This is a genomic window from Novosphingobium rhizovicinum (genome assembly GCF_040813635.1).
GTDB lineage: Bacteria > Pseudomonadota > Alphaproteobacteria > Sphingomonadales > Sphingomonadaceae > Novosphingobium > Novosphingobium rhizovicinum.
The window spans coordinates 308,736-332,915 of sequence record NZ_JBFNXR010000019.1; the positions used below are offsets into that span (position 1 = coordinate 308,736).

The following is a 24,180-nucleotide window of genomic DNA, read 5'->3' on the forward strand; positions in this document are numbered from 1 at the left end:
CAGCGCTTCAGAGATACTTCTCGATAGGCAAGCGCGAAAGGACGGCCACCAATGCGCGGCTGAACAGTCCCGTGCCGGGTTCGACGAATTCACGCATCGGATGGTCGTCACGCCTATCGACCCAGTAGAGCCGGTCATCGTCAGTCACCCCCAGACGGTAGACGTTCTCGGCAATGTCATGGCTGAACGTCTGCGCGAGATCCCCAGCGAGTTCAGGTGACTCAATGACGAGACCCAGCTCCGTGTTGAAACAGGCGGAACGAGGGTCGAAGTTCGCCGAGCCGATATAGACTTCGCGCCCGTCGACCCCGAACATTTTCGCATGCAGGCTGCGGCCTTCATTTCGCAGGGCGCGAGAACGAGCGGAGCTCGCACGAACGAACTTGCGGGCCGTCTTCGGCTTGTCGTCAGGAGCGGGCATTTCGTAGATCTGGATTCCCGCACGCAGCAGCGCTCGCCGCCAGGGAGCGTAGCCTGCGTGAACGAAACCCACGTCCGTTGCTGCATACGAATTGGTCAGAACCCGCACTCGAACCCCGCTCCTGACCAGCTTTATCAGATCGGTCGCGCCTTCTTGTGTCGGAACGAAGTACCCGGAAATGATGTCGAGGGACTTTCGCGGCAACGCAAGGGAAGACGGCAGCAGTGCATGAAGATCGGTTACGCCGGTTTGCGCTTCTCCACTCTGATAGTCGTGATTGACCATGCGAGACGGCGCCCAGATCATCTTCATCGTGCCATCAATCAACTCCCCGAAAAGGCGCCGACAACGCACTGCCTCCCGGTAGCGTTCCGCCCGTTCGCTTGTTGCGAGGCGGTCCCGCGCACGTTCCATTTTCCTGCGCCTTCGGCTGGATACGCTGCCCACCAGACTTGCGACCGGCCGCACGTCGGGGCCATTCCAGCAGTCGTCGAACGCCCTTGAAACATGCGGCACCACGGCTCCCACTGCGAGGACATCGAGATCGGCGAAAAGGCCGCTCTTGCGGGCAGCGAAGTACTCATCACCGATGTTGCGGCCGCCCAAGATCGTGGCCTGGCTGTCAACCGTGAAGCTCTTCGCGTGCATGCGCCGGTTCAAACGTCGGAAGTCGAAGAGATAATTGATCGGCTTTGGGTAACGGATCACGCAGGGATTGTAGAGCCGCACCTCGAAGTTTGGCTGGGCGGCAAGGCACGCCAACCGCACGTCGAGGCGCGACGTGCCAACATCATCGAGCAGCAGGCGAACCCGGACTCCGCGCTGCGCTGCCGCTTCCAGCTCGTCCAGTAGCAGCGAGCCGGACAGGTCATCGTGCCAAATGTAATACTGCACATCCAGCGTACGCTCGGCGGAGCGCGCAAGGAGCACGCGGGCAGCGAAGGCGTCCTTGCCCTCGTTCAGCAGCTTGTGCCCACTCAAGCCACCCAGATGTGGTCCAAGCATTTCGACTTCGCGACCAAGCATCGTCGACTGCGTGTTGAGGTCTGCATGCGAAGAGGGGTAAACGCCGGGCGGCGGCAGTTGCAGGGCCTTCAGGCGTTTCACAGAGCGATGTCCCCCCTATCCGAGAACCGCAGACGCGCCTGCGGGTTCCACCGTCGACAGCATGGCCGGCGGCAGGCGGAGACAGTGGTGTCGGAGCTGTGGGACGACTTCGCAGGCCATGGGCCGCCATAACAGCTGCTGGCGCACATCCAAGCACCGAGGCGCGACGCGGGAAGCTCGCGTTCAGGTAGGCACTACCATTCTGAGGATCAGGCTCTGAGTGGCTCCGCCGCCGCTATCTCGCGCGTGTCGTTCTGAGAGCGAGGTGCAAGAGCGTCATGCGATCGGCGATGAAGAGCAAGCATGGCGCAGTGAGCAAGCTGGAAAGCCAGGGTGCTCTCGGCTCCGCAATCCAGGTGGGCGCCTGCACCTCCCATGCCGCCTCTGCAACGCCCGGTCGCCAGATCCGCGATCGGCAAAGATTGATCGTTCCCGCCCAGGAACCAGCGCCATGCAGTCATCGCATGCTGGAACCACAATTCGGAGGCGTGTGCCATGTGGGCAGTGAGACATGCCTCTATCGTCGCCTGTGCCTCCAGCGGCTGCCTGTCGGCGGTAGGAGAGACGTAGCCCGTCCCATGCAACTCCGAGCCGATCGGCCGGAAGAAGCCGGTGGAAGAGACCTGATGCCCGCAAACCCATTCCAGCGTCTCGACGCCTGAAGCGACCCAGTCATCACGGCCGAGGGCGGCGCCCGCCTCGATCAGCGCCTGCGGTAAGCGCGGGCTCTCTTGCGCAACCACAGCCTCGAACCAAGCCCAGTCAGGCCTCCGCTCACCACCCAGCAATTTCTGAAGAATGTCACCACCCTGCTGCAACGCATCGCGTGCGGCGGCGTGTCCCGGGCAGGCGCGCAGCATTGCGCCTGCCCCCAAGGTCTTCAATGCGATCGCGAGAGGAGATCCAAGCTCAGCAGGCCACTCCATGACCCGATCGTAGAAGCAGCGCGCCCAGTTTCGGATATCGGGAAGCGGCGCAAGCTCTGCCGCATGGCCAAGGCCCCACAAGGCCTGTCCGTATGCATCCTCCGACGCTTCACACCCGGACCAACGACCATCCGAGTGCATGATTTCGCGAAAGTGCCCTCTCTGCATCTCCCAGGCGGCCTGGACGAAAGCCGCGAACGTGGTGGACCAGCACATGCGGTCTGACGGCGGCAACCCTTCCGCAGCGCTCATCAGCATCAGCGCTCGGACATTGTCGTCCAGACGGTAGCGTCCCCCTTCCGGTGCAGAAGCAGAGACCTGCTGCAGTATCCCTTTGGAGTCGCTCATCGCAATCACAGCTGCGATCGGCAATTGCCGCGGCACCTGCATTTCGCTGGCCTTGAAGATCGAGTGGATCTTCGCGGAGTGTTGAGGACGGACTTTATACAGACTGCGAAAGACGTGATTCATCCGAGCATCCGTTCAGAGAGCAGGAGCGGCTCACAAATGCAGCGCAAGGACGTCGGTTCCATTCACGCTGCAAAAAAGATGATGCTCTCTGACGACTCGCTTATTCAAGGTCTTTGAGCACCTTACGATGGCTATGAAAGTACATGCTCCGGCACAAGGCAGTTAACCAATCACTGCGCTCATCCGTGCTGGCTGCAAGATAAAGGAACAGTTATCCTCCCGATCCGCGCCCCTCTGAGTGGGTTGCTCCCGATCTAAAGTTGCTTATGCTCGCAACAAACGAAAACAATAGGGGTTGGAAGGGTCATGGCTGGCAGAACCACCATTGCACGCTTGCTCGGATCGGCCGTCGGCGAAATCCGGGCTGAGCGCGGACTGCACACGCTGGAGCTTCCTTCGTCTCTGCTGACCCGCGAGGAGCCGGTCTCCAGGGAAGTGCTCGCCATGGCGCTCAACGCAGCGCTGTTCGACGATCTGCTTGCGCGGGTACCGACTGCAGCGCGTCATGTCGAGGAGGTTCGCGAGAGCGGTGAGCTTATCGTGTTCGATCATGGCGCTTTGCGCACCATCGCGGGCGATACAGGCAACCTGCCGTCCGGACACGGCGCCTTCGGCCGTTTGCTGGAGCCGCTGGGCTATACCGTCGCAGACATTTATCCGCTGCCCGCGCTGAAAATGACGGGTCGTGCTTACGTACACTCCGATTGTCCGGAGACTATCCCGCAGTTCTTCGTCAGCGAGCTTCATATCGATCAACTGCCGGAAGAGGCGCAGGAGGCCGCTCAGCGCGTATTCGGAACCTCGACCGATCCCGTAAGTCCATCGGATGGAGACCGGCTCGAGAAGCTGGAGCGCGACGGCTGGCTACCCTTCGCCGACGCTCTTGCCTTGCTGAAAAGTCTTACAGCCGCGTTCGGCCGCCAGCACGCTGCCCCCGGCTTGGCGGACTATAATGCCCTGCTTGCCCATTCAAAGGAGGCCGCCTGGATCGCCACCGAAGGCAACGCTTTCAATCATGCGACCACCCGCGTCCCTGACGTGGAGAAGCTGGCGGCAGAGCTTAAAGAGCGCGGATATCCGATGAAAGAGGCGGTCGAGGTTTCATCCAATGGCCGGGTGCGTCAGACCGCGATCCTGGCCGACAAGGTGCAGCGCTCGTTCCGGATGCCCGATGGCACGACAACGCAGCGTCTCGTGCCGGGCTCCTTTTACGAATTCATCTCTCGTGACATCGATCCTGCCACTGGCAAGCTCGACCTGACGTTCGACAGCGGCAACGCTACCGGGATCTTCGCTGTAACGAGGGGCACATGACCATGCTGCAATCCAGAGACCCAGCTAGCGGCGAACTCGTATGGGAAGGCGCAACGACCGATGCTGCCGAAGTAAACGCAGCTATCGAGCGTGCGCGCCACGCCTTCGCAAGCTGGGGCAAGCTGCCGCTGGACGAGCGCATCGCACATGTCCGGGCGTTCAGGCATGCTCTTGAATCGCGACGCGAAGCGATTGCGGAAGTGATCTCTCGCGAGACCGGTAAGCCCCTATGGGAAACGCGCGCAGAGCTTGGCTCGATGATCGGCAAGGTGGACATCTCCATCACCGCGCAAGCCGAGCGAGCAGGCGAGCGACGCAGCTCTACGGCGTTCGGCGAAGCTGTTCTGCGCCATCGCCCGCACGGCGTCATGGCCGTTCTCGGCCCCTTCAACTTTCCTGGCCATCTGCCGAATGGGCACATCGTTCCTGCCCTGCTTGCCGGCAACACGGTGGTTTTCAAACCTTCGGAAATGACGCCTGCCACAGGGGCCGCGATGGCGGACTGTTGGAAGGAGGCCGGTTTGCCAGACGGTGTCTTCCAGATCGTCCAAGGCGGGCGGGACACCGGCGAGGCGCTGGTGGCTGGAGATATCGACGGTCTGCTCTTCACTGGCTCCGCGGGTGCCGGTGCGCAGTTTCGCAGGCTCTTCGCCGATCGGCCCAAGGTCATCCTGGCGCTGGAACTGGGAGGCAACAATCCGCTGATCGTCTGGGACGGGAATGTGGATGAAGCCGCCTCGCTTGTGGTCCAATCCAGCTTTGTGACGACCGGCCAACGCTGCTCTTGTGCGCGGCGGTTGATCGTCCCCGACAGTTCCTTCGGACGCGATCTGGTCGAGGCCGTAGATGCACTCGCACGGCGGATCGTCATCGGCAGATGGAACGAGGATCCGCAGCCCTATATCGGACCGCTCATATCTGCTGCTGCGGCTCAGGCTGCGAAGGCGCGCACGGACGAGTTGGTCGCACTCGGCGGTAGAGAGGTGCGCGGCTTCAGTATCCTCGATTGCATGAGCCCTGCGTTCGTGCGCCCCGCCATCATCGACGTGACCGACGTGCAGGCACCGGATGAGGAGATATTCGCGCCTGTGGTCCAAGTCACGCGCGTTGCTGATTTCGATGCAGCGGTGGCCGCCGCCAATGCCACCCGCTTTGGCCTTTCGGCCGGTCTGGTCACGACCGACGATCACCTCTGGGAGCGTTTCGTCCTTGAGAGCCGGGCGGGCGTGGTCAATCGGAACCGGCCCACCACAGGTGCGGCGGGCTCAATGCCGTTCGGCGGGCTTGGAGGGAGCGGCAATCACCGGCCTAGCGCCTACTATGCCGCAGATTACTGCGCCTATCCCGTGGCCAGCTTCGAGGCAGGCAGCCCCGAAGGCAACAGTGATGCCCTCACCGGAATGCTGCGCCCATGATTGCGCCCGAAGAGACGGCCTTTCTCGAAGCGATCGAGCGAGAGCCTATCCTGTCGCGCACGCTGGAATGGGCTGCCATCAACAGTGGCACGGCCAATCTTGCTGGCCTGGCGGCTATGGCGGAGCGTCTGGCTGACGCCTTTTCCGCACTGCCGGGAGAGGTATCGCTGCTAGACCCGTCGCCGGTCGAGAAGGTCGGCGCGGACGGTCGGACCCATACAGTGTCCACGGGCCGGCACCTGGTTCTGCGCGTGCGCCCTGAGGCCGAAAAGCGGGTGCTGCTGACGGGCCACATGGACACGGTCTACCCCGCCGGTCACCCGTTCCAATCCTGCGACTGGATCGATGCGGATACACTGCATGGACCGGGCACGGCAGACATGAAGGGCGGGCTTTCACTAATGCTGGCCGGATTGGCTGCGTATGAGCAAGCCGCGCCTACGTTGGGCTACGACGTCATGATCAACTCTGATGAGGAGACAGGTTCGCTGAGTTCCGGTGCCCTGATCGCCGAGCTGGCGAGGGGCAAGATTGCTGCGCTGACGTACGAACCGGCACTTCCGGGCGGGATCATGGCGCGTGCGCGTCCGGGGTCCGGCAACTTTGCTGTGGTCGTGAAAGGCCGGTCGGCCCACGCGGGCCGCAATCCGGATGATGGACGCAACGCGCTTGTGGCAGCCGCTGAGCTTGCACAGCGCCTCTACGCAGCGCGCCGTGACGGCCTTACCGTCAACCCGGCACGGATCGAAGGAGGGGCGCCGAACAACACGGTGCCCGATCTTGCCGTGCTGCATTTCAACATGCGGCCGCGCAGCCCAGACGATCTTGCCGCCGGACAGGCGATCATCGACGCGGCCATAGCCGAAGTGGCCGCCTCACATGAGGTCTCGATCGCGCTTCATGGCGCATTCGCCCGCCCACCCAAGCATGTGGGCGCGCCGACAGAGAGGCTATTCACTCTCGTCTCGCAAGCCGCGGCCGATCTGGGAGACTCCATGAGCTGGAAAGACACCGGAGGCGTTTGCGATGGCAACAACATCGCAGCTTGCGGCGTACCCGTCATCGACACCATGGGCGCCTGTGGAGGTGCCATTCACTCCCCTGACGAGTTCATGCTCGTCTCATCGCTCGACGCGCGCGCCCGACTGACCGCGCTGGTCATGCACCGCCTCGACCGGCAGGGTGCACAGCGATGAGCTTCCTGCTGCGCCCGGCCCAGGATAGCGACCTCGCTGCGCTGTATCGCATCGCAAAGAGCACCGGCGGCGGGTTCACGAACCTGCCTCCCGACCGCCCTGCGCTGAAAGCGAAGTTGAGACGCGCAGCCGGGTGCTTCTCGCGCCAGGAGGATGCGCCAGCCGACGACCTGTTCGTCTTCATCCTTGAGAATACCGAGAGCAATCGGGTAGCCGGAACGTGCCAGATCTTCGCCCGGGTCGGATCGTCCATGCCGTTCTACTCCTACCGGATGGGAACGATGACCCAGCACTCGCAGGAACTGGACCGGACATTCCGCGCCGAACTGCTGACACTCTGCACCGATCTTGACGGTACCAGCGAAGTGGGCGGCCTGTTTCTCGACGCGGCGGAGCGCTCGGCGGGAGTGGGCAAGCTGCTGGCACGCAGTCGCTACCTGTTCATGGCCATGCACCGCGCGCGCTTTGCCGATCGCACGATCGCAGAGCTTCGCGGAGCGCACGATGATGCGGGCAACTCGCCGTTCTGGGACGGCCTGGCGGGACGCTTCTTCGAAATGAGCTTCGTCGAGGCGGACGAATTCAACGCGCGTCACGGGAACCAGTTCATCGCCGATCTGATGCCGAAACATCCGATCTATACCGCCTTGCTCTCCGATGCGGCGCGCGCAGTCATGGGGCAGCCTCATATCACCGGCCGCCCGGCGATGCGGATGCTGGAACAGGAAGGTTTCTCCTTCGCGGGCTATATCGACATTTTCGACGGCGGCCCCACGATGATCGCTCAGACCGATCAGATCCGTACCATACGGGAGTCGCGCAGCGTTCCAGTTGCCGCTGTGGGCGAGACAGACGGGGAGCCGAACCATATCGTCGCCTGCGGCCGCCTCGCTTCCTTTCGGGCGACGCTGGCCCACGCGAGCGTGACAGAGGACGGTATTACGCTGAACCACGAAGCGGCACGGGCGCTAGGTGTCCGACCCGGTGATATGGTCACGTATGCTCCGGTCTAGCCCAGCCCTGTTTGTACGTCTCTCTGACGGGGCCGAGAGATAGCGAGGCATTCATGCTTACCGAAATCAACTTCGATGGGATCGTCGGGCCCAGCCACAACTATGCAGGGCTCAGCCGCGGTAATCTTGCCTCCACCCGCAGCTTCGGCAGAGTATCACGACCGCGCGACGCTGCTCTCCAAGGGCTGCTGAAGATGCGGCTCAACCTCGATCTCGGGCTGACGCAGGGTTGGTTCATGCCTCAGCATCGTCCGGACGAGCGATGGCTGTCACGTCTGGGCACATCGATGGCGAATGCGGACGCAGCCTTGCGGTATGCAGCCATGTCTGCCTCGCCGATGTGGGCCGCAAACGCTGCGACGGTGAGCCCTGCACCTGATACGGCCGACCGCCGCTGCCATCTCACACCGGCAAACCTCGTCACCATGCCGCACCGCAGTCACGAATGGCCGGAAACACAGGCGCAACTCCGGCTCGCCTTTGCGGACGCCACGCACTTCGTGGTTCACGAGCCGGTCCCACCGCCGTTCGGGGACGAGGGAGCAGCAAACCACATGCGCCTGTGCTCCGAGCATGGCGCGCCAGGTGTCGAAGTGTTCGTGTTCGGCATCAGCGAAGGCGCCTTCCCGGCGCGTCAGCACCGGGAGGCCAGCGCCGCCGTAGCGCGTCTTCATGATCTCGATCCTGACCGAACGGTCCTGGCTCAGCAGTCGCCAGAGGCGATTGCGGCGGGTGCCTTCCACAATGACGTCGTCGCAGTGGCTAATGAACGCGTCCTCTTCGCGCATGAGCAGGCATTCGCCGACCGCGACGCTCTCTATACGGCGCTTTACGAGAAGCTTCCGGACCTCACGATCATTGAAGTGCCGGCAAGCCTTGTCACCCTGTCAGACGCGATCGCCTCTTACCTTTTCAATGCGCAACTGGTGACCTTGCCGGGCGGAGGCATGGCGTTGATCCTACCCGGAGAGGCGCAGGAAACGCCTGCGGTATGGGGATGGCTGCAGGATATGGTTGCAGGCAACGGACCGATCCGTGAACTGCACGTTGTGGACCTGCGCGAGTCGATGGCGAACGGGGGCGGGCCCGCATGCCTGCGCCTTAGAGTGGTGGCCGATCCGAACACCGTCGATCCACGTTTCCTCGTCTCTGCAGCTCGCCTGGACACTGCCGAAGCGATCGTGCGCCGCCACTGGCCAGAGGAGATCGCACCCGAGGACCTCAGCCGCCCAGCACTCTGGCAGACAGTCCGCTCGGCCCGTTCCGCTCTCCTGGAAGCGCTCGATCTCGACGTGCTGGGCTGAGCGCCTGTACAGACGCATCGCTCGCCCTCATAGTTCTCCCCAATAACGAGGGAGAGATGGATGGGACTGCGCGCAGCACACGAGGCATTGGCCGGAAAAATTGCCGTGGTCGTTGGAGGTTGTGCCGGTCACATCGGGCGCGGCGTGACGCTGGGACTCGCCCGTGAGGGCGTGCACGTGGTCGCGTGCGACAACGACCGTGAAGGGCTCGCCAGCATTGGCGCGGAGGTGGAGCAGGCCGGCTCGACGGTATCCGCCCACTACGCGGATGTTGCGGACGAGAGCTCGCTGGATGCCTTCTGGGATGAGGTGGCCAAGCAGACAGATCGAGTGGACATCCTCATCCATGTCGCGGGGCTGGTGGAACGTCACCTCTTCGCCGAAACGACCCGTACCCTGCACGCCCGCGATATACGCATGAACTACGACTACATCGTCCAGTCATGCCTGCGCGGGCTGCCGTTGCTGCGCGCGAGCGGCAGGGGCGCTTCCATTGTCAACTTCACCACTATCGAGGCGCATCGCGGCGCGGCGAGCTACGCCGTTTATGCCGGTGCGAAGGCGGCGACCACCAACTTCACGCGTGCGCTTGCGGTGGAGCTGGGTGCGGACATGATCCGGGTGAACTGCCTGGCAAGCGACACGACCCCCGCCCGCGCGTCCAATGCGGCACTGGCTCCTGAGGATTTTGCCCGCTTGGCGGAGTTGGGCTCCGATGCTCTTGCGAAGTCCATCGAATTCTATGTCCCCCAGAAGCGTCCGCCTTCGGTAGAGGAGGTAGTCGATGGTGTGCTCTTCCTTGTGAGCGACCTTTCGCGCGCGATCACCGGGCAGACGATCCACGTCGACGGCGGCACGAGCGCCTCGCTGGGCTTCCTCGACTGGCCCGAGGGCGACGGTTTCATGCCGGCACCTCTGGGCGGAACTCTGAAGCGCATGTTCGGCTGATCGTACGATTTGCACAGACGACGGGATACGTATCCCTCCGAATGCGTTAGGTCTCTGAAAGGGGATCATAAATGAGCGGAATGTTGTTTGCACTCGCACTGTTTGGCTGCGCCGACGATGGCTCAGCGTGCGAGCGTCTTGCCACTCCGGAACAGACATACGAAAGCCGGGTCGAGTGCCTGGCCTCCCAGTCCGCTGCGCTGGACAGTCGCGCAGCCCTGTCAGCCGATTTCCCAAGCGTGTTCGCTCACTGCATGACCCAGGCACAGCTCGCCCGCCTCGGCAAGCAGGACGTGGATCTGCGCGAAGCGGGCATCGCCTTTGCCGACGCGAGCTACTGAATCGAAGGTATCAGGCGTTCAGCCGCGCCCACGATACGACGCGACGCCCTGCTCCGGAACCCACAAACCTTCGGGCGGTGCTGAAGATTGCCAGAAAACATCGATCGGGATGCCGCCGCGCGGATACCAGTAGCCGCCGATCCGTAGCCAGCGCGGGCTCATTTCCGAAAACAGGCGCTGTCCGATCCCTACCGTCACATCCTCATGGAACCCGCAGTGGTTCCGGAATGACCCCAGGAACAGTTTGAGGCTTTTCGATTCGACGATCGTCTCGCCCGGCGCATAGTCGATCACGAGGTGCGCGAAATCAGGCTGGCCGGTTACGGGGCAGAGGGACGTGAACTCAGGTGCGGCAAAACGCACCAGATACAACGCTCCCTGACGCGGGTTCGGGACATAGTCGAGTTGCGCCTCTTCCGGTGAGGACGGAAGAGAACTTTGCTGCCCAAGATGCAGTGGCGCAGGCTGCAGCGGATTGGCTGGAGGTTCGCTCATGTCTATGCCAATGCCCCCAACCTCGGCAGGAGGCAACCTGCCGTGTACACACGGGAAATTAAGTCGCGGTTCAGTCGCACCGGAGCAGCGGCGGGGCTGGCGCAGGGGATAGCGGCATGCGGGTGGCGATCATCAAGGCAAAGCGTGGCAGCAAAACGCAAACAGCAGTTCCCCTTCTGCTTGCGAGTACCCTGCTCCTCACCAGTCCTGCACTTGCACAGAACACCGGCTCGGTCAGCGAATACCGGCTGCCCGCGCCAGATCAGACGGCAGTGCCGCAGCCTCAGGGACCGATCGACCCCGATAATCCGTGGATCGTGGGCTCCAGCAAAGGGGAGGACCGCGATGCGCCGGCTCCGACACCCAGCGCGACTCCAACCATTGCGCCCGCACCGCGAGTCACACCGACGCCTCCCGCGGTGACCGCCACGCAGCGTCCGGCGGCTCGGGCAGCGGATGTCTCTGCGCCCAGCGTTAGCGCCACTCCGCGCAACGCCGAAGCACCGGACCCCAGCCCGACGGCAACCGTATCCCCGGAGCCCGTGCCCTCCGAGAGTACGCCTGCCGCCAGCGATGTCAGCGTTCCGGAAGCCGCGAACGACAACGTTACCTTCTCGCCCGAGGCAACCCCAGAAGACGCGAAGCGGGAACTGTGGCTGATCGTCGCAGCTTTTGCCTTGCTGGCAGCCGTCGGTGCGTTTGTCGGTATTCGTCGGCGTGCCGGAGCGACAAAGCGCAGGGCAGCCAGCAATGCCCCTGAAGACGAGCAGTACGACCGTCTGCCGCAGCCTTCGCCGCCCGCTCGGACTCCGAAAGCGGGTGTGTCCGGTCAGAAGGCTCCGCCGCCCACCGCCCCGGCTGCTGCGCCGCCCCCTGCTGCTGCCGCGCCATCACCCGATGAGCCGCTGGCGCTCCAACTGGTCTTCAATCCTTCGACCATCCGCCTCTCGCTCGTCTACGCCACGCTGCAGTACGAGTTGGATGTCATCAACGACGGCACAGAGGCGCTCTCACCGCTGGAAATTCGGGCCGACCTTGCCTCGGCTCACGCCTCCTTGAGTGCGCGTGAGCAGCTTGCACCCTCCCCTCAACATCTGGAGGTAAAGCATACCGTTCCGGCCCTGGCCTCCGGTGAGGCAATTCACCTGAAGGGCGAGGTGCGGGTCTCCCTTCAGCAGATCCGCGCTTTGACCAAAGGCGATGCCCGTTTCTTCGTGCCCTTGGTGCGGTTCTGGTTCATCTCCTCAGGCGGTGCAGCGATCCGGCGGGTCTTTACGGTGGGTGCGAGCGATCCGAACGGTTCCAGTGCTCTGGTTCCGGTGCGACTCGATGCGGGGCCACGCACTTTGCGAGAGTTGGCCGCGCGCGAGATTGACGCCGCTCGCGGCTTAGCGCTCGACCTGATGGAGGCGCATGGTTAGGCTTGCCCAAATCATCTAGCGCGGAGCAATCATTGAACGACCGGTCTGACGACAGCGAACTTGCCACAGCTACCCGGATCGTAGGTGCCGGGCGCCGGAAGGAGTGGACCGGTCCGGTCGTCAACCCGCCAGTATGGCGCGCCAGCACTCACCTTTACGAAAACATGGACGCGCTTGCAGAAGGACCGCGCCGGAATGAGGATGGCCGCTTTTTCTATGGGCGCCGTGGTGCTCCTACGCAGTGGGCGCTGGCCGACGCGTTGACAGCACTCGAACCCGGCGCCGCTGGCACAGTGCTCTACCCCTCCGGCGTCGCCGCCATCGCTGGCGTTCTCCTGACTCTCCTGCGCCCGGGCGACGTCGTGCTGATGACGGACAATGCCTACGATCCGAGTCGAGCGATGGGGACCGGCCTGCTCGCGGACTTCGGCATAGAGACCCGTTACTTCGACCCTCTCGACCTCTCCGCGTATGAGCGCGCTTTTTGCAATCGTACCCGCGCAGTCCTGCTTGAGGCACCCGGCAGCCTCACCATGGAAGTGTGTGACATACCGGCTCTGGCGCGGATCGCGCATGAGCGCACAGCGATTTCCATTCTGGACAACACCTGGGCAGGTCCGACCGGCTTTGCTGCGCTGAGCCATGATGTCGATGTCGTGCTGATGGCGCTAACCAAGCATGTCGGCGGCCATTCCGACCTGATGATGGGAAGCGCCAGCGCCGGGCCCGAACTTTACAAGCGTTTGCGCTTGCGCGCGCAGAGCCTGGGGCATGTGGTCTCGCCGGATGACGCAGCACTGGCGTTGCGGGGGCTGAGAACGCTTCAATTGCGTCTGGAGCGTGAAACACGGAGCGCATTGCAGATCGCACAGTGGCTCTCGAGACGCGATGAAGTGGCGGCCGTTCTTTGCCCCATGCTTCCAGGAGCGCCTGGCCACGATCTCTGGAAGCGCGATTTTACTGGCGGATGCGGCCTGTTCAGCTTCGTTCTGCGCGGAGGCGATGCGAAACGACGTGCCCGCTTCATCGATGCACTGCAACTGCTCGGGATCGGCTACTCGTGGGGAGGCTTCGAAAGTCTTGTGGTGCCGGTCGACCCCTCCCCGATCCGCAGCGTAATGGCCTGGCCTCCCGTTGGAGCCGATTCCGCTGATCGCTTTGGTGTCCGCCTGTCAATTGGACTTGAAGACCCGCAAGACCTGATCGCCGATATCGAGCAGGCATTCGCCGCAATGGACATCGTGTGAGCGCGATCGTTCCTCCCGAGGTCGATGCGTCTGCCGCGCCAGACGCCATCGCAACTGATGCGGTGGTGATCCCGGCACCAGCGCCAACCGTCACCCAAGTGGTCGTAGACCAGCCGGTGGCCGCTGCGGACGGGCTTCGCGAAGCCGTTGCATCAAAGAGCGGAACAGGGGGCGAAGTTGTCGATACGCTCGATAAGCTCGCTCTCCAGATCGGCGCTACGCGGGTCTCCATTTGGGACCTGCTCGTCGTCCTCATCGTTATCGGCGCCGTTATTGCGGGCGCCTGGTTCGTCAGCCGTATGTCGCGGCGGCTGCTGGGGCGGCTCACCAGGCTCGATCTGGCGCAGGAGCTGCTCGCAGAGAAACTCATCAGCCTGTTTGTCTGGATCGTGGCGATCCTCATCGGGATCGACGTCCTCGGTATCGACCTCACAGCCTTGGCGGTTTTCTCTGGTGCATTCGGCCTTGCGATCGGTTTCGGCCTGCAAAAGACGTTCGGCAACCTGATCGCGGGGATTATCCTGCTGCTGGACAAGTCTATCAAACCGGGAGACGTCATCGCGATTGCCGATCAGAGCGGGCAATCGACTTTCGGACAGATCCGGCGCATCGGCATTCGCGCCGTCTCGCTGACGACCCGCGATCAGAAGGAGTACCTGATCCCGAACGAGAACCTGATGGTCAATCAGGTGGAGAACTGGTCCTACTCTTCCAAGAACGTGCGCATTCAGGTCCCCGTCGGGGTCTCGTACAATTCAGACGTGGGGCGGGCGGAGGAGCTGATGCTCGAAGCAGCGCGGAGCGCCCGGCGCGTGCTGCAGGTGCCGCCGCCCACGGTCTGGATGGACAGCTATGGCGACAGCTCGGTCAACTTCGTCATCCACTGCTGGATTCAGGATCCCGAAGAGGGCGTCGGCAACGTGCGCTCGGAAGTGCTGAAAAAGCTATGGTGGCTGTTCAAGGAGAACGGCATCGAGATCCCGTTCCCGCAGCGCGATCTCAATCTGCGCGACAGCGAGGCATTTCGCGCCCTGATCGAGGCGTTGCGGCAGGATTCCCAGTCGGACTCCTGAGTTGCACTCCTCCTGACCGCCCTATGCGGTCAGGAGCATGATCTGCCACTGGCTTACCGAGGGGATGATGAACCCGGCTTGGCGGCGCCACGTGTCGCGCTCCAGGCTTGCTGTCCGTTGATCCAGGTTTCCAGCACCTTCGTCTGTCGCAGGGATTCCGGCGTCGCGGTCGTAGGATCGCGGTCGATAAACAGGAAATCCGCTCGCTTGCCTCGCGCCAGGCGGCCCAGGCGATCCTCTGCAAACATCGCGTATGCGGCACCCGTAGTGTAAGCTGCCATGGCTTCCCCGATGGTCAGCCGCTCCTGCGGCTGCCAACCGCCGACAGGCTGCCCATCCACCCCTTGCCGGCTGATCGCCACGGACATCCCGGTGAAGGGCTGCGCGGGTTCGACCGGAGTGTCAGAGCCGAAAGCCAGCGTGGCCCCGCTCGCACCCAGCGACTTCCAGGCATAAGCGCCGGTGAGCCGGTCCGGCCCAAGGCGAGCTTCGGCCATGAGCCGGTCCGAAGCCTGGTGCTGGGGCTGCATCGAAGCAATGGTGCCGTGCTCTCCAAAGCGAGGAATATCCGTCGGATCGACGACTTGCGCATGCTCGACGCGCCACCGCCTGTCGCCCTTGTAGGTAGCGGAGAGCTGCTCGATGGTATCGAGGACCATCTCGTTGGCCTTGTCGCCAATGGCATGGACAGCCACCTGAAAGTTGTCGATCGCAGCCCGGCTCATGTGATTGCCAAGCTGCGTTTCGCTAAGCGCCGGAAGGCCCGTGACATCGGGCGCATCGGCATACGAGGTCTTCAGCCAGGCACCCCGGGAGCCGAGCGCTCCATCGAGATAGAGCTTTACACCCTGCATCTTCAGGCGGTCGTCATAGAGCCACGGCGTCGGTCCGGGCCCGCCGATGAGGGTCATGTCGTCAACGCCGTGAGCATAAGCGATGACACGGATCCGCAGGTTACCGGCGTCCGCAGCGCGGCGGTAAGCTTGCCAGTCGTGAATGGTCGTTCCCATATCGGCAACGGCAGTCACGCCCTGCTTCAGAAATTCGAGCTGCGCCTCACCGAAGGCGGTATCGCGGTCGGAGGGGCGGGGCTTGGGCATTTTGGCTGCGACAAGCGCCTGCGCCGCGTCGACCAGCACGCCCGCAGGCTTTTTGCTCCCCGGCAGGCGCTCGATCCGACCGCCCGCAGGATCAGGCGTCGTTTCCGTCACTTTACCTGCAGCAAGCGCGGCGCTGTTCACCCAGGCCGCATGTCCATCCACCCGCGTGAGGAAAGCCGGCTTACCGCCAGTCGCCCGGTCAAGCTCAGCCGCTGTTGGCATCCGATCGAGCCCCCAGTTTACCTGGTTCCAACCGCCGCCCTCGATCCAGGCGCGATCCGGGTGCGCGGCCACATACGCCGTGATGCGGGCGAGCGCCTCGTCCAGAGAGCGGGTTGCCGACAGGTCGAGCGTCATCTTCGCGAAGCCCGTGTCCATGACATGAGCGTGCGCGTCGATCATCCCCGGAACCACGACCCGGCCCTTTCCATTCACCTTGTAGGCAACCTTCTTGGGACGCTTCTCCTTCTCCCGGTAAACGGCAGCAATACGTCCGTCGTCGTTCACGAGCAGCCCGGTGAAGCGTTCCAGCCCCCCCTTGCCATCAGGAGAAATGCCCCTGACGTTATCGATGAGCACATCGGCAGCGGCTGGATAAGCACAGATGGCAAGCAGAGGCAGCGCCAGCGCTGCGAGCGGGCGCAAGGTCACTTCCCCCCCTTTCGTGGTAGGCGTTTGATGATGGCACTGGTGTCGAGACGTCCCCCGCCCATTGCCTGCACGTCAGCGAAGAACTGGTTCACCAGCGCGGTGATCGGCAGCGAGACGCCCAGGCCGCGCCCTTCGTCCATCGCCAGACCAAGATCCTTGCGCATCCAGTCGATCGCGAAGCCGAAGTCGAACTCATCGGCATCCATCGTCTTCCAACGGTTGTCCATCTGCCAGGACTGAGCAGCTCCGCCGGAAATGGCCTCGTAGACACGATCCATGTCGAGGTGGGACGCCTGTGCGAAGCGGACGGCTTCCGCGAGGCTCGACACGATCCCGGCTATGCAGATCTGGTTGGCCATTTTTGCGGTCTGTCCCGCGCCCGCCTTGCCGACATGGACGATAGCTTTGGAATAAGCCTCCATCACAGGTCGCGCTGCTTCGATCGCAGACTTGCGGCCCCCACACATGAGGGTGAGCGTGCCACTCTCGGCGCCAATCTGCGAACCCGTCATCGGCGCATCGACGCAGTGAACCTGCAGATCGCGTGCCTCCACAGAGATCTGGCGCGCGATGCGGGCCGAGACGGTGGTATGATCGACAAAGGTGCCGCCTTTGCGCAGCGCCTTGAACACTCCATTGGGGCCAAGGACCACGTCAGCCAGATCATCGTCGTTTCCGACGCAGGTGATCACGACATCTGCGCCTTCGGCCGCGTCGGCGGGACTGGAAGCCACGCGACTGGCGAGATCCGGATTGGCCTCCAGCCACTTCTCTGCTCTCTCTGGAGAGCGGTTGTAGATCGTCAATTCGTGCCCGGCGCGGCCAATATGCCGCGCGATGGCGCCGCCCATGACCCCAAGGCCCAGGAAGGAAACTTTTCTGGCATCGCTCATGGCCGGCATCCTTAAAGCCTGTCTCCATCGGGTGGAAGCGCCCCTGTGCTTTCATTCCGTTCGAGATTCCGGTAGCGGGCGATTATGGACCAGCAGCTCGATGAGATCGCCGCGCCGCCTGCTCAGGCCGCGCTTACCGCCGAGGACGTACGCGCCGCGGCGGAGCGAATTTCGGGCAAGGTCATCCACACGCCCACGCTGTATAGCCGCACGCTCAGCAAGATCGTGGGTGCCGAGGTCTGGCTCAAGTTCGAGAACCTGCAGTTTACCGCGGCTTACAAGGAGCGCGGGGCGCTCAACAAGCTGCTGACCTTGCCTGCGGAAGCAAAGACGCGAGGCGTGATCGCCGCTTCGGCGGGCAATCACGCGCAGGGTCTGGCCTACCACGCCGGGCGACTTGGCATCCCCGTGACCATCGTGATGCCCCGATCAACGCCGATCGTCAAAGTGCAGCAGACGCGCGGACACGGTGCCGAAGTGGTGCTTGAGGGCGATAGCTTCGATGAGGCTTACGCTCATGCTCGTGAGATCGAGAAGGCTCGCGGGCTCATCTTCGTCCACCCTTTCGACGACCGAGAGGTGATGGCCGGTCAGGGCACAGTCGGCCTTGAGATGCTTGAGGATGCACCCGAACTCGACACGATCATCGTGCCTGTCGGTGGCGGCGGTCTGATCTCCGGGGTCGCTGTGGCAGCCAAGAGCGTGAAACCCGACATTCGCGTCGTTGGCGTCCAGTCAAGCCAGTATCCCGCAATGTACCTTCTCAAGCGGTCCGAACCCGTCGCAGGTGGCGGGGATACGATCGCCGAAGGTATCGCGGTGAAAGAACCGGGCATGCTCACCCGCGCCGCGGTGCTGGAGCATGTCGACGAGATGCGGATCGTGTCGGAGACCCGGATCGAGGAAGCCATCTCATTGCTGCTCGACATTGAGAAGACCGTTGTAGAGGGCGCCGGCGCCGTGGGCCTTGCGGCACTGCTGCCTGCCAAGAACGGTGCCTACCGGCCAGAGTTCGTCGGACGGAAGATCGGCGTTATCCTGACAGGCGGGAACATCGACCCCCGCTTCCTCGCCAATGTCATTCTCAGGAACCTTGCGAGGTCGGGCCGCATCGGGCGGATCGCTGTCCTGCTTGATGACAAGGTCGGCGAGCTGTCGAAGCTCGCCGGTCTGTTCACGCGCAATGGTGCGAACATTATCGAAGTCTCGCACCAGCGCATCTTCGGTGTGCTTTCAGCCAAGAGCACTGAGACGGAGATCGAATACGAAATCCGGGACAAAGATGCTCTGGAGGGGCTTCTGCTCGACCTGGACGAGGCTGGATACGCCTACGAAGTGATGACGATTTCTGGTCGTCGACCCGGTCGATCTCTGCGCGGACGTCATTGACGGGAGCCATTAAGGCACCTCGGGCGTTGCGTTGAGACGCAGGCCATCGCCGGATCCTGTACCGCCCATCGGCGGACGGACTCCCGCCCGGCTGCCGCGCCTTTCTCTAAGGGACGGCATGGAGGCCCGCGCGTGAGAGGAGGCCCCGACGCCATGTTGCGACCAGTCGAAACCTATTCGCAGCACACTGCCCCAAACTCGGACGCTCACTTGCCCGAAAGGTCCACTCTTGTGCAGTTTTCGCGTCCATCGCCGTGGATCGTGGTTAAAACACTTTGAACGCCGAGGGACGGCATGCATATCTGGGGCAGGCTTATCGGCAAGATACTAAGAGGAAGAGACACCCCGGTGACGGCCCCCGTTCGTTTTCCAAGGTTCTTTGTGACCAGTCCAGCCCCTTGCCCGTACCTTCCGGGGCGGAGCGAGCGCAAGGTCTTCACGGAACTGAAGGGCCCCCATTCCGACGCCCTCAACGATGCGCTGGGAAGGATCGGCTTTCGCCGCAGCCAAAGTGTCGCTTACCGCCCGTCCTGTCTTGACTGCCAGGCGTGCGTTTCAGTGCGAGTGGCGGCCGAAGAGTTCACCCCCTCGTCAACTCAGAAGCGCAACCTGAAGCGCAACAGCGACCTTGTCGCGACCGTCTGCCGCCCCTGGTCGACGACAGAGCAGTTCGACCTGCTGCAGCGCTATCTGGGCGCACGCCACCCCGAAGGCGGCATGACGAGCATGGACGAGGTCGACTTTGCCGACATGGTCGAACACACGCCGGTGACGAGCTATGTGATCGAGTATCGTGAGCCCTCCCCTGACGCCGTGACGCCCGGTCGGCTCGTTGGGGCTTGTCTCACAGACAAGCAATGCGACGGGTTGTCGATGATCTACAGCTTCTATGACCCCGACCATGAGACGCGCTCAGGACTGGGCAACTACATCATCCTCGACCATATCCGCCGCACCGTCGAAATGGGCATGCCCTACGTATACCTGGGCTATTGGGTCGAGGGTTCACCGCGCATGCAATACAAGGTGCGCTACCGCCCGCTTGAGCGGCTCACGCGCAACGGCTGGGAACGGATGCCCACAGCCGAGCAGGACCGCCTGATTGCCGCTGCAGTAGCGACTCCGCGCGGCGCTGGCAGCGAAGGCGCAAGCAAGGACGGGCTGGTCGTGGGAAGCGGCTGCACCGTAGCCTGAGCGTCACCGAAGCGTCCCTGGGCACCAGAACAGGGTTGTTACTCAACCCGACGCAAGAACACGGAAGCAGCTCTCGGAAGAAGCCGATGCCGATCCGCGCCCCCCGATCCTCAGGCCCCCCGAGCCCCGGGTCATCGCGCTTCAGCTGAGGGTCGAGAGGCTGCCAGTCGGATCATCTACGCTCCGTATCGGCAGCATCACTCCGCCGCAGCGCCTTGCTCGGCTTGCTCGTTCTCAGCCCTCTCCCGCTCGTCGCGACGCTCCGTAAACCACATGAGCAGCAGCGTTCCTTCGAACAGAAGGATCAGCGGGATCGCCAACAAAAGCTGGGAAATGACATCCGGTGGAGTGGCGATCGCAGCGACCACGAAGATCCCCACGATCGCGTAACGGCGTGCGCTCAGCGCCTGCGCCCGGCTGACGATGCCCGCTCGATTAAGCAGCATCAGCAGAACCGGAAGCAGGAAGCTGATTCCGAAGGCGAGAATGAACTGCATCACCAGCGAAAGGTAGTCGCCCGTGCCGGGCAGCGCCTCAAGCTTCAACCCGCCTGTCTGCCCTTCAAATCCCAGGAAAAAATGGAACGCCGTGGGCATCACAACATAATAGGCCAAGGCGGCACCCATTGTGAACAGAACGGGGGTAGCAATCAGGAAAGGCAGGAATGCCCGCTTCTCCTTCGCATAAAGGCCGGGAGCCACAAAAGCCCAGATCTGGTTGGCTATGATCGGAAAGCTGACGAAGAAAGCCGCGAAGATCGCGACCTTCACCTCTACGAAGAAGGCTTCGTACAGCTTGGTGTAGATCAAACGGCCTTCGCCCGGGGGGAAAGCCTGGGTAAGCGGCCTTACAAGGAACGCGAAGATGTCGTCCGCGAAGTAGAAGCAGATACCGAAGGCGATCGCGAACGCGAACAGTGCCCGCATAAGGCGCGTGCGCAATTCGATCAGGTGATCGAGCAGCGGCGCCTGGGTGTCGTCGATGTCCGGGAGACGGAAGGCCATGCTCAAATGACCTTCAGGTGCCGAGGCGAGCGCAGGAAAACAGCGATCATGGCGGCGGCAGCGGCAATTGAGGCTCGGCCTCGCGCGACGTTTCGTCCGTCCCAGCAGAGCTTGCGGTCCGGCGCGCCTCGGCAGAGACCGACGGTGGGCCCATCTGCTCGAGGTCGATGTCGGCGCCAGAGGGAAGGTGCGGGTGCGCCTTCATGATGGCCTCGTTCTGTTCGCGCCACTTGCGCTCCATATCCTCCAGTTCGGCCTCGCGCACCATGGCGTCGATTCCGGAACGGAAGTGCCCGGAGATGCGGCGCATCTTGCCGATCCAGCGCCCCGCAGTGCGAAGCGCCATCGGCATGTCCTTGGGGCCGATGACGACAACCGCGATGATCACGATCATCAGCAATTCGGATGCCCCGATATCGAACATGGTCGCGGTCGCCCGGCGCTATTCTTGAAGTCAGACCTTGGTCTTGGTTTCATCCGTCGTGGAAGACGGTGCAGGACTTGCCGGAGTCTCGGGCGGCTGCGCAGGAATTTGGGCGGGAGGCGTCGACGGCTTCGAAGAACGCTCACCGCTCTCGTCGTTGATTCCTTCCTTGAAGCTTTTAATGCCCTTGCCAAAATCGCCCATGATTTCCGAGATGCGGCCGCGACCAAACAGGATCAAAACCACGAGCAGGACTATGATCCAGTGCCAGAGGGACAGGCCACCCATAATGCGACTCCAAATGCTTGCGCCGGTCGGTGACGCATGGCCCATCTAAGGCCTCAGACCATCAGTTGCCAGTGCCTTCGGGCGCGGCAGTGCCATCCTCGTCTGCATCGCCTCGCCCACGTGGAGCCGCACCCGACCCCGTGTCAGCCTTGGCTTCGCGCTGCATCGCAGTCTCGATCATCTCGTCATCCACCGGGTCAAGCAATCCAGCAGCGCGCATTTCGTTCACGCCCGGCAACTCCTTCAGGGAGCCAAGGCCAAAATGGCTCAGGAATTCAGCCGTCGTGGCGTAAATCACGGGACGCCCTGGCACTTCGCGCCGCCCGACGACTCGGACCCAGCCTGCCTCCATCAGCACGTCGAGCGTACCTTTCGCCGTCTGCACGCCGCGGATCGCCTCGATCTCGGCGCGGCTGACCGGCTCATGGTAGGCAACGATCGCGAGCACTTCTGTAGCCGCCCGGCTCAGACGCCGCACCTCCTCACGCTCCCGCCTCAGAAGATGCGCCAAGTCCGGAGCTGTCTCGAAATGCCAGCGCTTGCCCCGCTCGACCAGGCGCACCCCTCTTTCGGCATAGTGTGCCTGCAGTTCCGTGAGGGCAGAGCGGACGGATGCGCCGCCGAGATGATTCGAAATTGCCTCCACCGTCATCGGCGCGTCCGCGGCGAAAAGCGTGGCCTCCACAGCCCGGATGAGATCATCCGGCGCAGTCATGGGCGGATCGCCTTCAGGCGCAGAGGGCCAAAGGTCTCGTCCTGCGAAAGCTGCGCCTTCCCCGTCCGTGCCAGTTCCAGTGCCGCCACGAAGCTGGAAGCCAGCGCCGAGCGACGCAGGCGCGGATCGGCCCAGTCGCTCTGCCCAGCAGCAGGAAGAAACTCCCGCAACTCCATCCAGTCGAGCGCCACCCCCAGCATCGACGATACTCGTGTGAGGGCGCTTTCAAGCGTCATGACGGGCCGTTCGGGCACCATGTGAACCACCGGTTCGCTGCGAATCTGAACCTCACCGTACGCGCGAACAAGGTCGAACCAGTCGCACTGCCATCGGTTGCGCCGATCAACCCGCAAACCTTCGGGTGCCCCCCTCGCGAACACGTCGCGACCCACGCGATCACGCCCCATCAGCCGCGCCGCCGCCTCGCGCATCGCGCCCAGGCGCTGCAGGCGCAGATGGAGGCGCAGGGCGAGTTCTTCCGGGCTGGGATCCTCCTGCTCGTCCTTGGGCAGGAGCAGCGCGGATTTCAGGTACGTCAGCCAGGCCGCCATCACGAGGTAGTCCGCCGCCAGTTCCAGCCGCATCCGCTCTGCACCGGCGATATAGGCGAGATATTGATCGACCAGTTCGAGGATGGAGATGCGCCGCAGATCGACCTTCTGCCGCCGGGCAAGATCCAGCAGCAGATCGAGCGGTCCTTCCCAGCCCTCGATCTCGAGATAAAGCGCCCGCCCCTCCTCGGGCGCGCTCGACAGGGGAAGGATCTCCTGCGACGGCACCGCCTTCATGCGCGCGCTTCGCTGTGCTCCAGCAAGGCCAGCAGAGCGTTCCGCTTCGCAGTCAGTTCCGCCTGATCGCCTGCGGTTCCGCTATCACCCGCCGAGATCAACGCCCGTTGCAGGCGAAGTTTCGCCTCTTCGGAGATCGCCGGAAGGGCGTTCGCTATCCCGACCATGTCGTCCATCTTCGCCCAGCAATTGAGCGCGATGTCGCATCCGGCGGCGATTGCGCGTGCCGCCCTTTCCGGCACGCTACCGTTCAGTGCCTCCATGTCGAGGTCGTCAGTCAGAAGCAGGCCGGCAAAGCCGATGCGCTGGCGGATGACGTCGCCCACGACAACCGGCGAGAGTGTGCCCGCGTTCTCTGCGTCCCATGCCGCATAGCGCACATGAGCGGTCATCCCGACAGGTGCGTCGGCCAGGCTGCGGAAGGGAGCCAGATCTTCTTCAAGCTGCTCGGGAGAGGCATCGACCGTGGGCAGCTCCTTGTGACTGTCCGCCATGGCTCGTCCATGGCCGGGCATGTGCTTGATGCACCCCACGACGCCTGCGCGCGCAAGGCCGGCGAGTGCCGCACGCCCCAGCGCAGCCACCCGCATCGGATCTGAGCCGAAAGCGCGGTCTCCGATCACGTCGTGCGCACCCGGCCGCCGTAGATCGAGTGACGGATAGCAGTCGACCGAAATTCCCGCCTCCGCCAGGTCAAGCCCCAGCGCCTCAGCATTGCAGCGCGCGGCCTCAATGGCGCTTGCCGGTGCAAGTTCATAAAGGCGCTCGAACGCCTCACCGGGAGGGTAGGCCTGCCACACGGGAGGTTTCATCCGCGCGACACGGCCACCCTCCTGATCGATGCAGATGAACAACCGGTCGCGCCCGTGAATCGCCCGCAAACTGTCTGTCAGTGCACGGACTTGCTCACGATCTTCGATGTTGCGGCCAAACAGGATATATCCGGCCGGATCGGCATCGCGGAAGAAGGCGAGTTCATCGTCGCTGAGCGTCAGCCCAGCCAAGCCGAAAATTGCAGGCAGCATTAGAGCAGATTCGCAGA

General features: G+C 63.1%; 23 protein-coding genes. 12 read left to right on the plus strand and 11 right to left on the minus strand.

Annotation, left to right across the window (positions count from 1 at the left end; all coding sequences use genetic code 11):
- Positions 1-7: 7 nt before the first annotated feature.
- On the minus strand, positions 8-1,528 hold the full coding sequence (locus ABUH87_RS04305; RefSeq protein ID WP_367770065.1) for a phospholipase D family protein: 1,521 nt from the start codon (positions 1,526-1,528) through the stop codon (positions 8-10).
- Between the two features lie 209 nt (positions 1,529-1,737).
- A complete protein-coding gene (locus ABUH87_RS04310; RefSeq protein ID WP_367770068.1) occupies positions 1,738-2,925 on the minus strand; it encodes a hypothetical protein in 1,188 nt (395 codons plus the stop codon).
- Between the two features lie 306 nt (positions 2,926-3,231).
- Here ABUH87_RS04310 and ABUH87_RS04315 point away from each other — a divergent pair, with 306 nt between their 5' ends.
- The 7 genes from ABUH87_RS04315 to ABUH87_RS04345 all read left to right on the plus strand — a co-directional run bounded on the left by ABUH87_RS04315 (position 3,232) and on the right by ABUH87_RS04345 (position 10,456).
- Positions 3,232-4,239 (plus strand): 2-oxoadipate dioxygenase/decarboxylase family protein, encoded by a 1,008-nt coding sequence (locus ABUH87_RS04315; protein ID WP_367770071.1) that lies wholly within the window; start codon positions 3,232-3,234, stop codon positions 4,237-4,239.
- On the plus strand, positions 4,236-5,654 hold the full coding sequence (gene astD / locus ABUH87_RS04320; protein WP_367770076.1) for a succinylglutamate-semialdehyde dehydrogenase: 1,419 nt from the start codon (positions 4,236-4,238) through the stop codon (positions 5,652-5,654). Before ABUH87_RS04315 ends, astD begins: the two co-directional genes overlap by 4 nt.
- The gene (locus ABUH87_RS04325; protein WP_367770078.1) at positions 5,651-6,850 is read left to right on the plus strand and encodes a hydrolase; all 1,200 of its coding nucleotides are present in this window, start codon (positions 5,651-5,653) and stop codon (positions 6,848-6,850) included. The genes astD and ABUH87_RS04325 overlap by 4 nt, the downstream gene beginning before the upstream one ends.
- Positions 6,847-7,863, plus strand: a complete 1,017-nt coding sequence (locus ABUH87_RS04330) for an arginine N-succinyltransferase (protein ID WP_367770081.1) — start codon at positions 6,847-6,849, stop codon at positions 7,861-7,863. Before ABUH87_RS04325 ends, ABUH87_RS04330 begins: the two co-directional genes overlap by 4 nt.
- 53 nt (positions 7,864-7,916) lie before the next feature.
- Positions 7,917-9,167, plus strand: a complete 1,251-nt coding sequence (locus tag ABUH87_RS04335) for an N-succinylarginine dihydrolase (RefSeq protein ID WP_367770084.1) — start codon at positions 7,917-7,919, stop codon at positions 9,165-9,167.
- A gap of 60 nt (positions 9,168-9,227) precedes the next feature.
- Positions 9,228-10,115, plus strand: a complete 888-nt coding sequence (locus ABUH87_RS04340) for an SDR family NAD(P)-dependent oxidoreductase (protein ID WP_367770087.1) — start codon at positions 9,228-9,230, stop codon at positions 10,113-10,115.
- Positions 10,116-10,186: 71 nt separating this feature from the next.
- A complete protein-coding gene (locus ABUH87_RS04345; RefSeq protein WP_367770090.1) occupies positions 10,187-10,456 on the plus strand; it encodes a hypothetical protein in 270 nt (89 codons plus the stop codon).
- 18 nt (positions 10,457-10,474) lie between these two features.
- On the opposite strand, the gene queF is transcribed toward ABUH87_RS04345, so the two are convergent.
- Positions 10,475-10,951, minus strand: a complete 477-nt coding sequence (gene queF, locus ABUH87_RS04350; protein ID WP_367770093.1) for a preQ(1) synthase — start codon at positions 10,949-10,951, stop codon at positions 10,475-10,477.
- A 116-nt stretch (positions 10,952-11,067) separates the two neighbouring features.
- On the opposite strand from queF, the gene ABUH87_RS04355 reads away from it, so the two are divergent.
- From ABUH87_RS04355 to ABUH87_RS04365, 3 genes are read left to right on the plus strand one after another with little or no spacing between them, the layout of a single operon-like run.
- Positions 11,068-12,372 (plus strand): hypothetical protein, encoded by a 1,305-nt coding sequence (locus tag ABUH87_RS04355; RefSeq protein ID WP_367770096.1) that lies wholly within the window; start codon positions 11,068-11,070, stop codon positions 12,370-12,372.
- Positions 12,373-12,404: 32 nt separating this feature from the next.
- Complete coding sequence (metC, locus tag ABUH87_RS04360) at positions 12,405-13,619, plus strand: cystathionine beta-lyase (RefSeq protein ID WP_367770100.1); 1,215 nt, start codon at positions 12,405-12,407, stop codon at positions 13,617-13,619.
- A 47-nt stretch (positions 13,620-13,666) separates the two neighbouring features.
- Positions 13,667-14,692 (plus strand): mechanosensitive ion channel family protein, encoded by a 1,026-nt coding sequence (locus ABUH87_RS04365; RefSeq protein ID WP_419956666.1) that lies wholly within the window; start codon positions 13,667-13,669, stop codon positions 14,690-14,692.
- A 53-nt stretch (positions 14,693-14,745) separates the two neighbouring features.
- Here the strand turns inward: ABUH87_RS04365 and ABUH87_RS04370 are convergent, their stop codons facing one another.
- Positions 14,746-16,443, minus strand: a complete 1,698-nt coding sequence (locus tag ABUH87_RS04370) for an amidohydrolase (protein WP_419956661.1) — start codon at positions 16,441-16,443, stop codon at positions 14,746-14,748.
- Positions 16,440-17,336, minus strand: a complete 897-nt coding sequence (locus tag ABUH87_RS04375) for an NAD(P)-dependent oxidoreductase (RefSeq protein ID WP_367770103.1) — start codon at positions 17,334-17,336, stop codon at positions 16,440-16,442. The genes ABUH87_RS04370 and ABUH87_RS04375 overlap by 4 nt, the downstream gene beginning before the upstream one ends.
- 84 nt (positions 17,337-17,420) lie before the next feature.
- On the opposite strand from ABUH87_RS04375, the gene ABUH87_RS04380 reads away from it, so the two are divergent.
- Together ABUH87_RS04380 and ABUH87_RS04385 are read left to right on the plus strand one after the other, a co-directional pair.
- Complete coding sequence (locus ABUH87_RS04380; RefSeq protein ID WP_367770105.1) at positions 17,421-18,725, plus strand: threonine ammonia-lyase; 1,305 nt, start codon at positions 17,421-17,423, stop codon at positions 18,723-18,725.
- A gap of 348 nt (positions 18,726-19,073) precedes the next feature.
- Complete coding sequence (locus tag ABUH87_RS04385; RefSeq protein ID WP_367770108.1) at positions 19,074-19,919, plus strand: arginyltransferase; 846 nt, start codon at positions 19,074-19,076, stop codon at positions 19,917-19,919.
- Between the two features lie 197 nt (positions 19,920-20,116).
- On the opposite strand, the gene tatC is transcribed toward ABUH87_RS04385, so the two are convergent.
- From tatC to nagZ, 6 genes are all read right to left on the minus strand, one after another.
- Positions 20,117-20,923, minus strand: coding sequence for a twin-arginine translocase subunit TatC (gene tatC, locus ABUH87_RS04390; RefSeq protein ID WP_367770111.1), 807 nt, complete (start codon positions 20,921-20,923; stop codon positions 20,117-20,119).
- Between the two features lie 46 nt (positions 20,924-20,969).
- Positions 20,970-21,347: a Sec-independent protein translocase protein TatB gene (gene tatB / locus ABUH87_RS04395; RefSeq protein WP_367770114.1), complete on the minus strand. Its 378-nt coding sequence runs from the start codon at positions 21,345-21,347 to the stop codon at positions 20,970-20,972.
- A gap of 30 nt (positions 21,348-21,377) precedes the next feature.
- Entirely contained in the window at positions 21,378-21,635 is a 258-nt protein-coding gene (locus tag ABUH87_RS04400) for a twin-arginine translocase TatA/TatE family subunit (RefSeq protein WP_367770117.1), read from the minus strand.
- 61 nt (positions 21,636-21,696) lie between these two features.
- Positions 21,697-22,350: an SMC-Scp complex subunit ScpB gene (gene scpB / locus ABUH87_RS04405; RefSeq protein WP_367770120.1), complete on the minus strand. Its 654-nt coding sequence runs from the start codon at positions 22,348-22,350 to the stop codon at positions 21,697-21,699.
- Positions 22,347-23,138: a segregation and condensation protein A gene (locus ABUH87_RS04410; protein WP_367770123.1), complete on the minus strand. Its 792-nt coding sequence runs from the start codon at positions 23,136-23,138 to the stop codon at positions 22,347-22,349. The genes scpB and ABUH87_RS04410 overlap by 4 nt, the downstream gene beginning before the upstream one ends.
- Positions 23,135-24,163 carry a beta-N-acetylhexosaminidase gene (nagZ, locus tag ABUH87_RS04415; protein WP_367770133.1) on the minus strand — a complete coding sequence of 343 codons (1,029 nt, stop codon included), beginning with the start codon at positions 24,161-24,163 and terminating at the stop codon, positions 23,135-23,137. The genes ABUH87_RS04410 and nagZ overlap by 4 nt, the downstream gene beginning before the upstream one ends.
- Between the last annotated feature and the right edge of the window lie 17 nt (positions 24,164-24,180).

Bases quoted from the DNA above. Each gene is read 5' to 3' on its own strand.
- ABUH87_RS04310 (WP_367770068.1), bottom strand. From the start codon at position 2,925: ATGAATCACGTCTTTCGCAGTCTGTATAAAGTCCGTCCTCAACACTCC.
- ABUH87_RS04315 (WP_367770071.1), top strand. From the start codon at position 3,232: ATGGCTGGCAGAACCACCATTGCACGCTTGCTCGGATCGGCCGTCGGC.
- astD (WP_367770076.1), top strand. From the start codon at position 4,236: ATGACCATGCTGCAATCCAGAGACCCAGCTAGCGGCGAACTCGTATGG.
- ABUH87_RS04325 (WP_367770078.1), top strand. From the start codon at position 5,651: ATGATTGCGCCCGAAGAGACGGCCTTTCTCGAAGCGATCGAGCGAGAG.
- ABUH87_RS04330 (WP_367770081.1), top strand. From the start codon at position 6,847: ATGAGCTTCCTGCTGCGCCCGGCCCAGGATAGCGACCTCGCTGCGCTG.
- ABUH87_RS04335 (WP_367770084.1), top strand. From the start codon at position 7,917: ATGCTTACCGAAATCAACTTCGATGGGATCGTCGGGCCCAGCCACAAC.
- ABUH87_RS04340 (WP_367770087.1), top strand. From the start codon at position 9,228: ATGGGACTGCGCGCAGCACACGAGGCATTGGCCGGAAAAATTGCCGTG.
- ABUH87_RS04345 (WP_367770090.1), top strand. From the start codon at position 10,187: ATGAGCGGAATGTTGTTTGCACTCGCACTGTTTGGCTGCGCCGACGAT.
- queF (WP_367770093.1), bottom strand. From the start codon at position 10,951: ATGAGCGAACCTCCAGCCAATCCGCTGCAGCCTGCGCCACTGCATCTT.
- ABUH87_RS04355 (WP_367770096.1), top strand. From the start codon at position 11,068: ATGCGGGTGGCGATCATCAAGGCAAAGCGTGGCAGCAAAACGCAAACA.
- ABUH87_RS04375 (WP_367770103.1), bottom strand. From the start codon at position 17,336: ATGAGCGATGCCAGAAAAGTTTCCTTCCTGGGCCTTGGGGTCATGGGC.
- ABUH87_RS04380 (WP_367770105.1), top strand. From the start codon at position 17,421: ATGGACCAGCAGCTCGATGAGATCGCCGCGCCGCCTGCTCAGGCCGCG.
- tatC (WP_367770111.1), bottom strand. From the start codon at position 20,923: ATGGCCTTCCGTCTCCCGGACATCGACGACACCCAGGCGCCGCTGCTC.
- tatB (WP_367770114.1), bottom strand. From the start codon at position 21,347: ATGTTCGATATCGGGGCATCCGAATTGCTGATGATCGTGATCATCGCG.
- ABUH87_RS04400 (WP_367770117.1), bottom strand. From the start codon at position 21,635: ATGGGTGGCCTGTCCCTCTGGCACTGGATCATAGTCCTGCTCGTGGTT.
- scpB (WP_367770120.1), bottom strand. From the start codon at position 22,350: ATGACTGCGCCGGATGATCTCATCCGGGCTGTGGAGGCCACGCTTTTC.
- ABUH87_RS04410 (WP_367770123.1), bottom strand. From the start codon at position 23,138: ATGAAGGCGGTGCCGTCGCAGGAGATCCTTCCCCTGTCGAGCGCGCCC.
- nagZ (WP_367770133.1), bottom strand. From the start codon at position 24,163: ATGCTGCCTGCAATTTTCGGCTTGGCTGGGCTGACGCTCAGCGACGAT.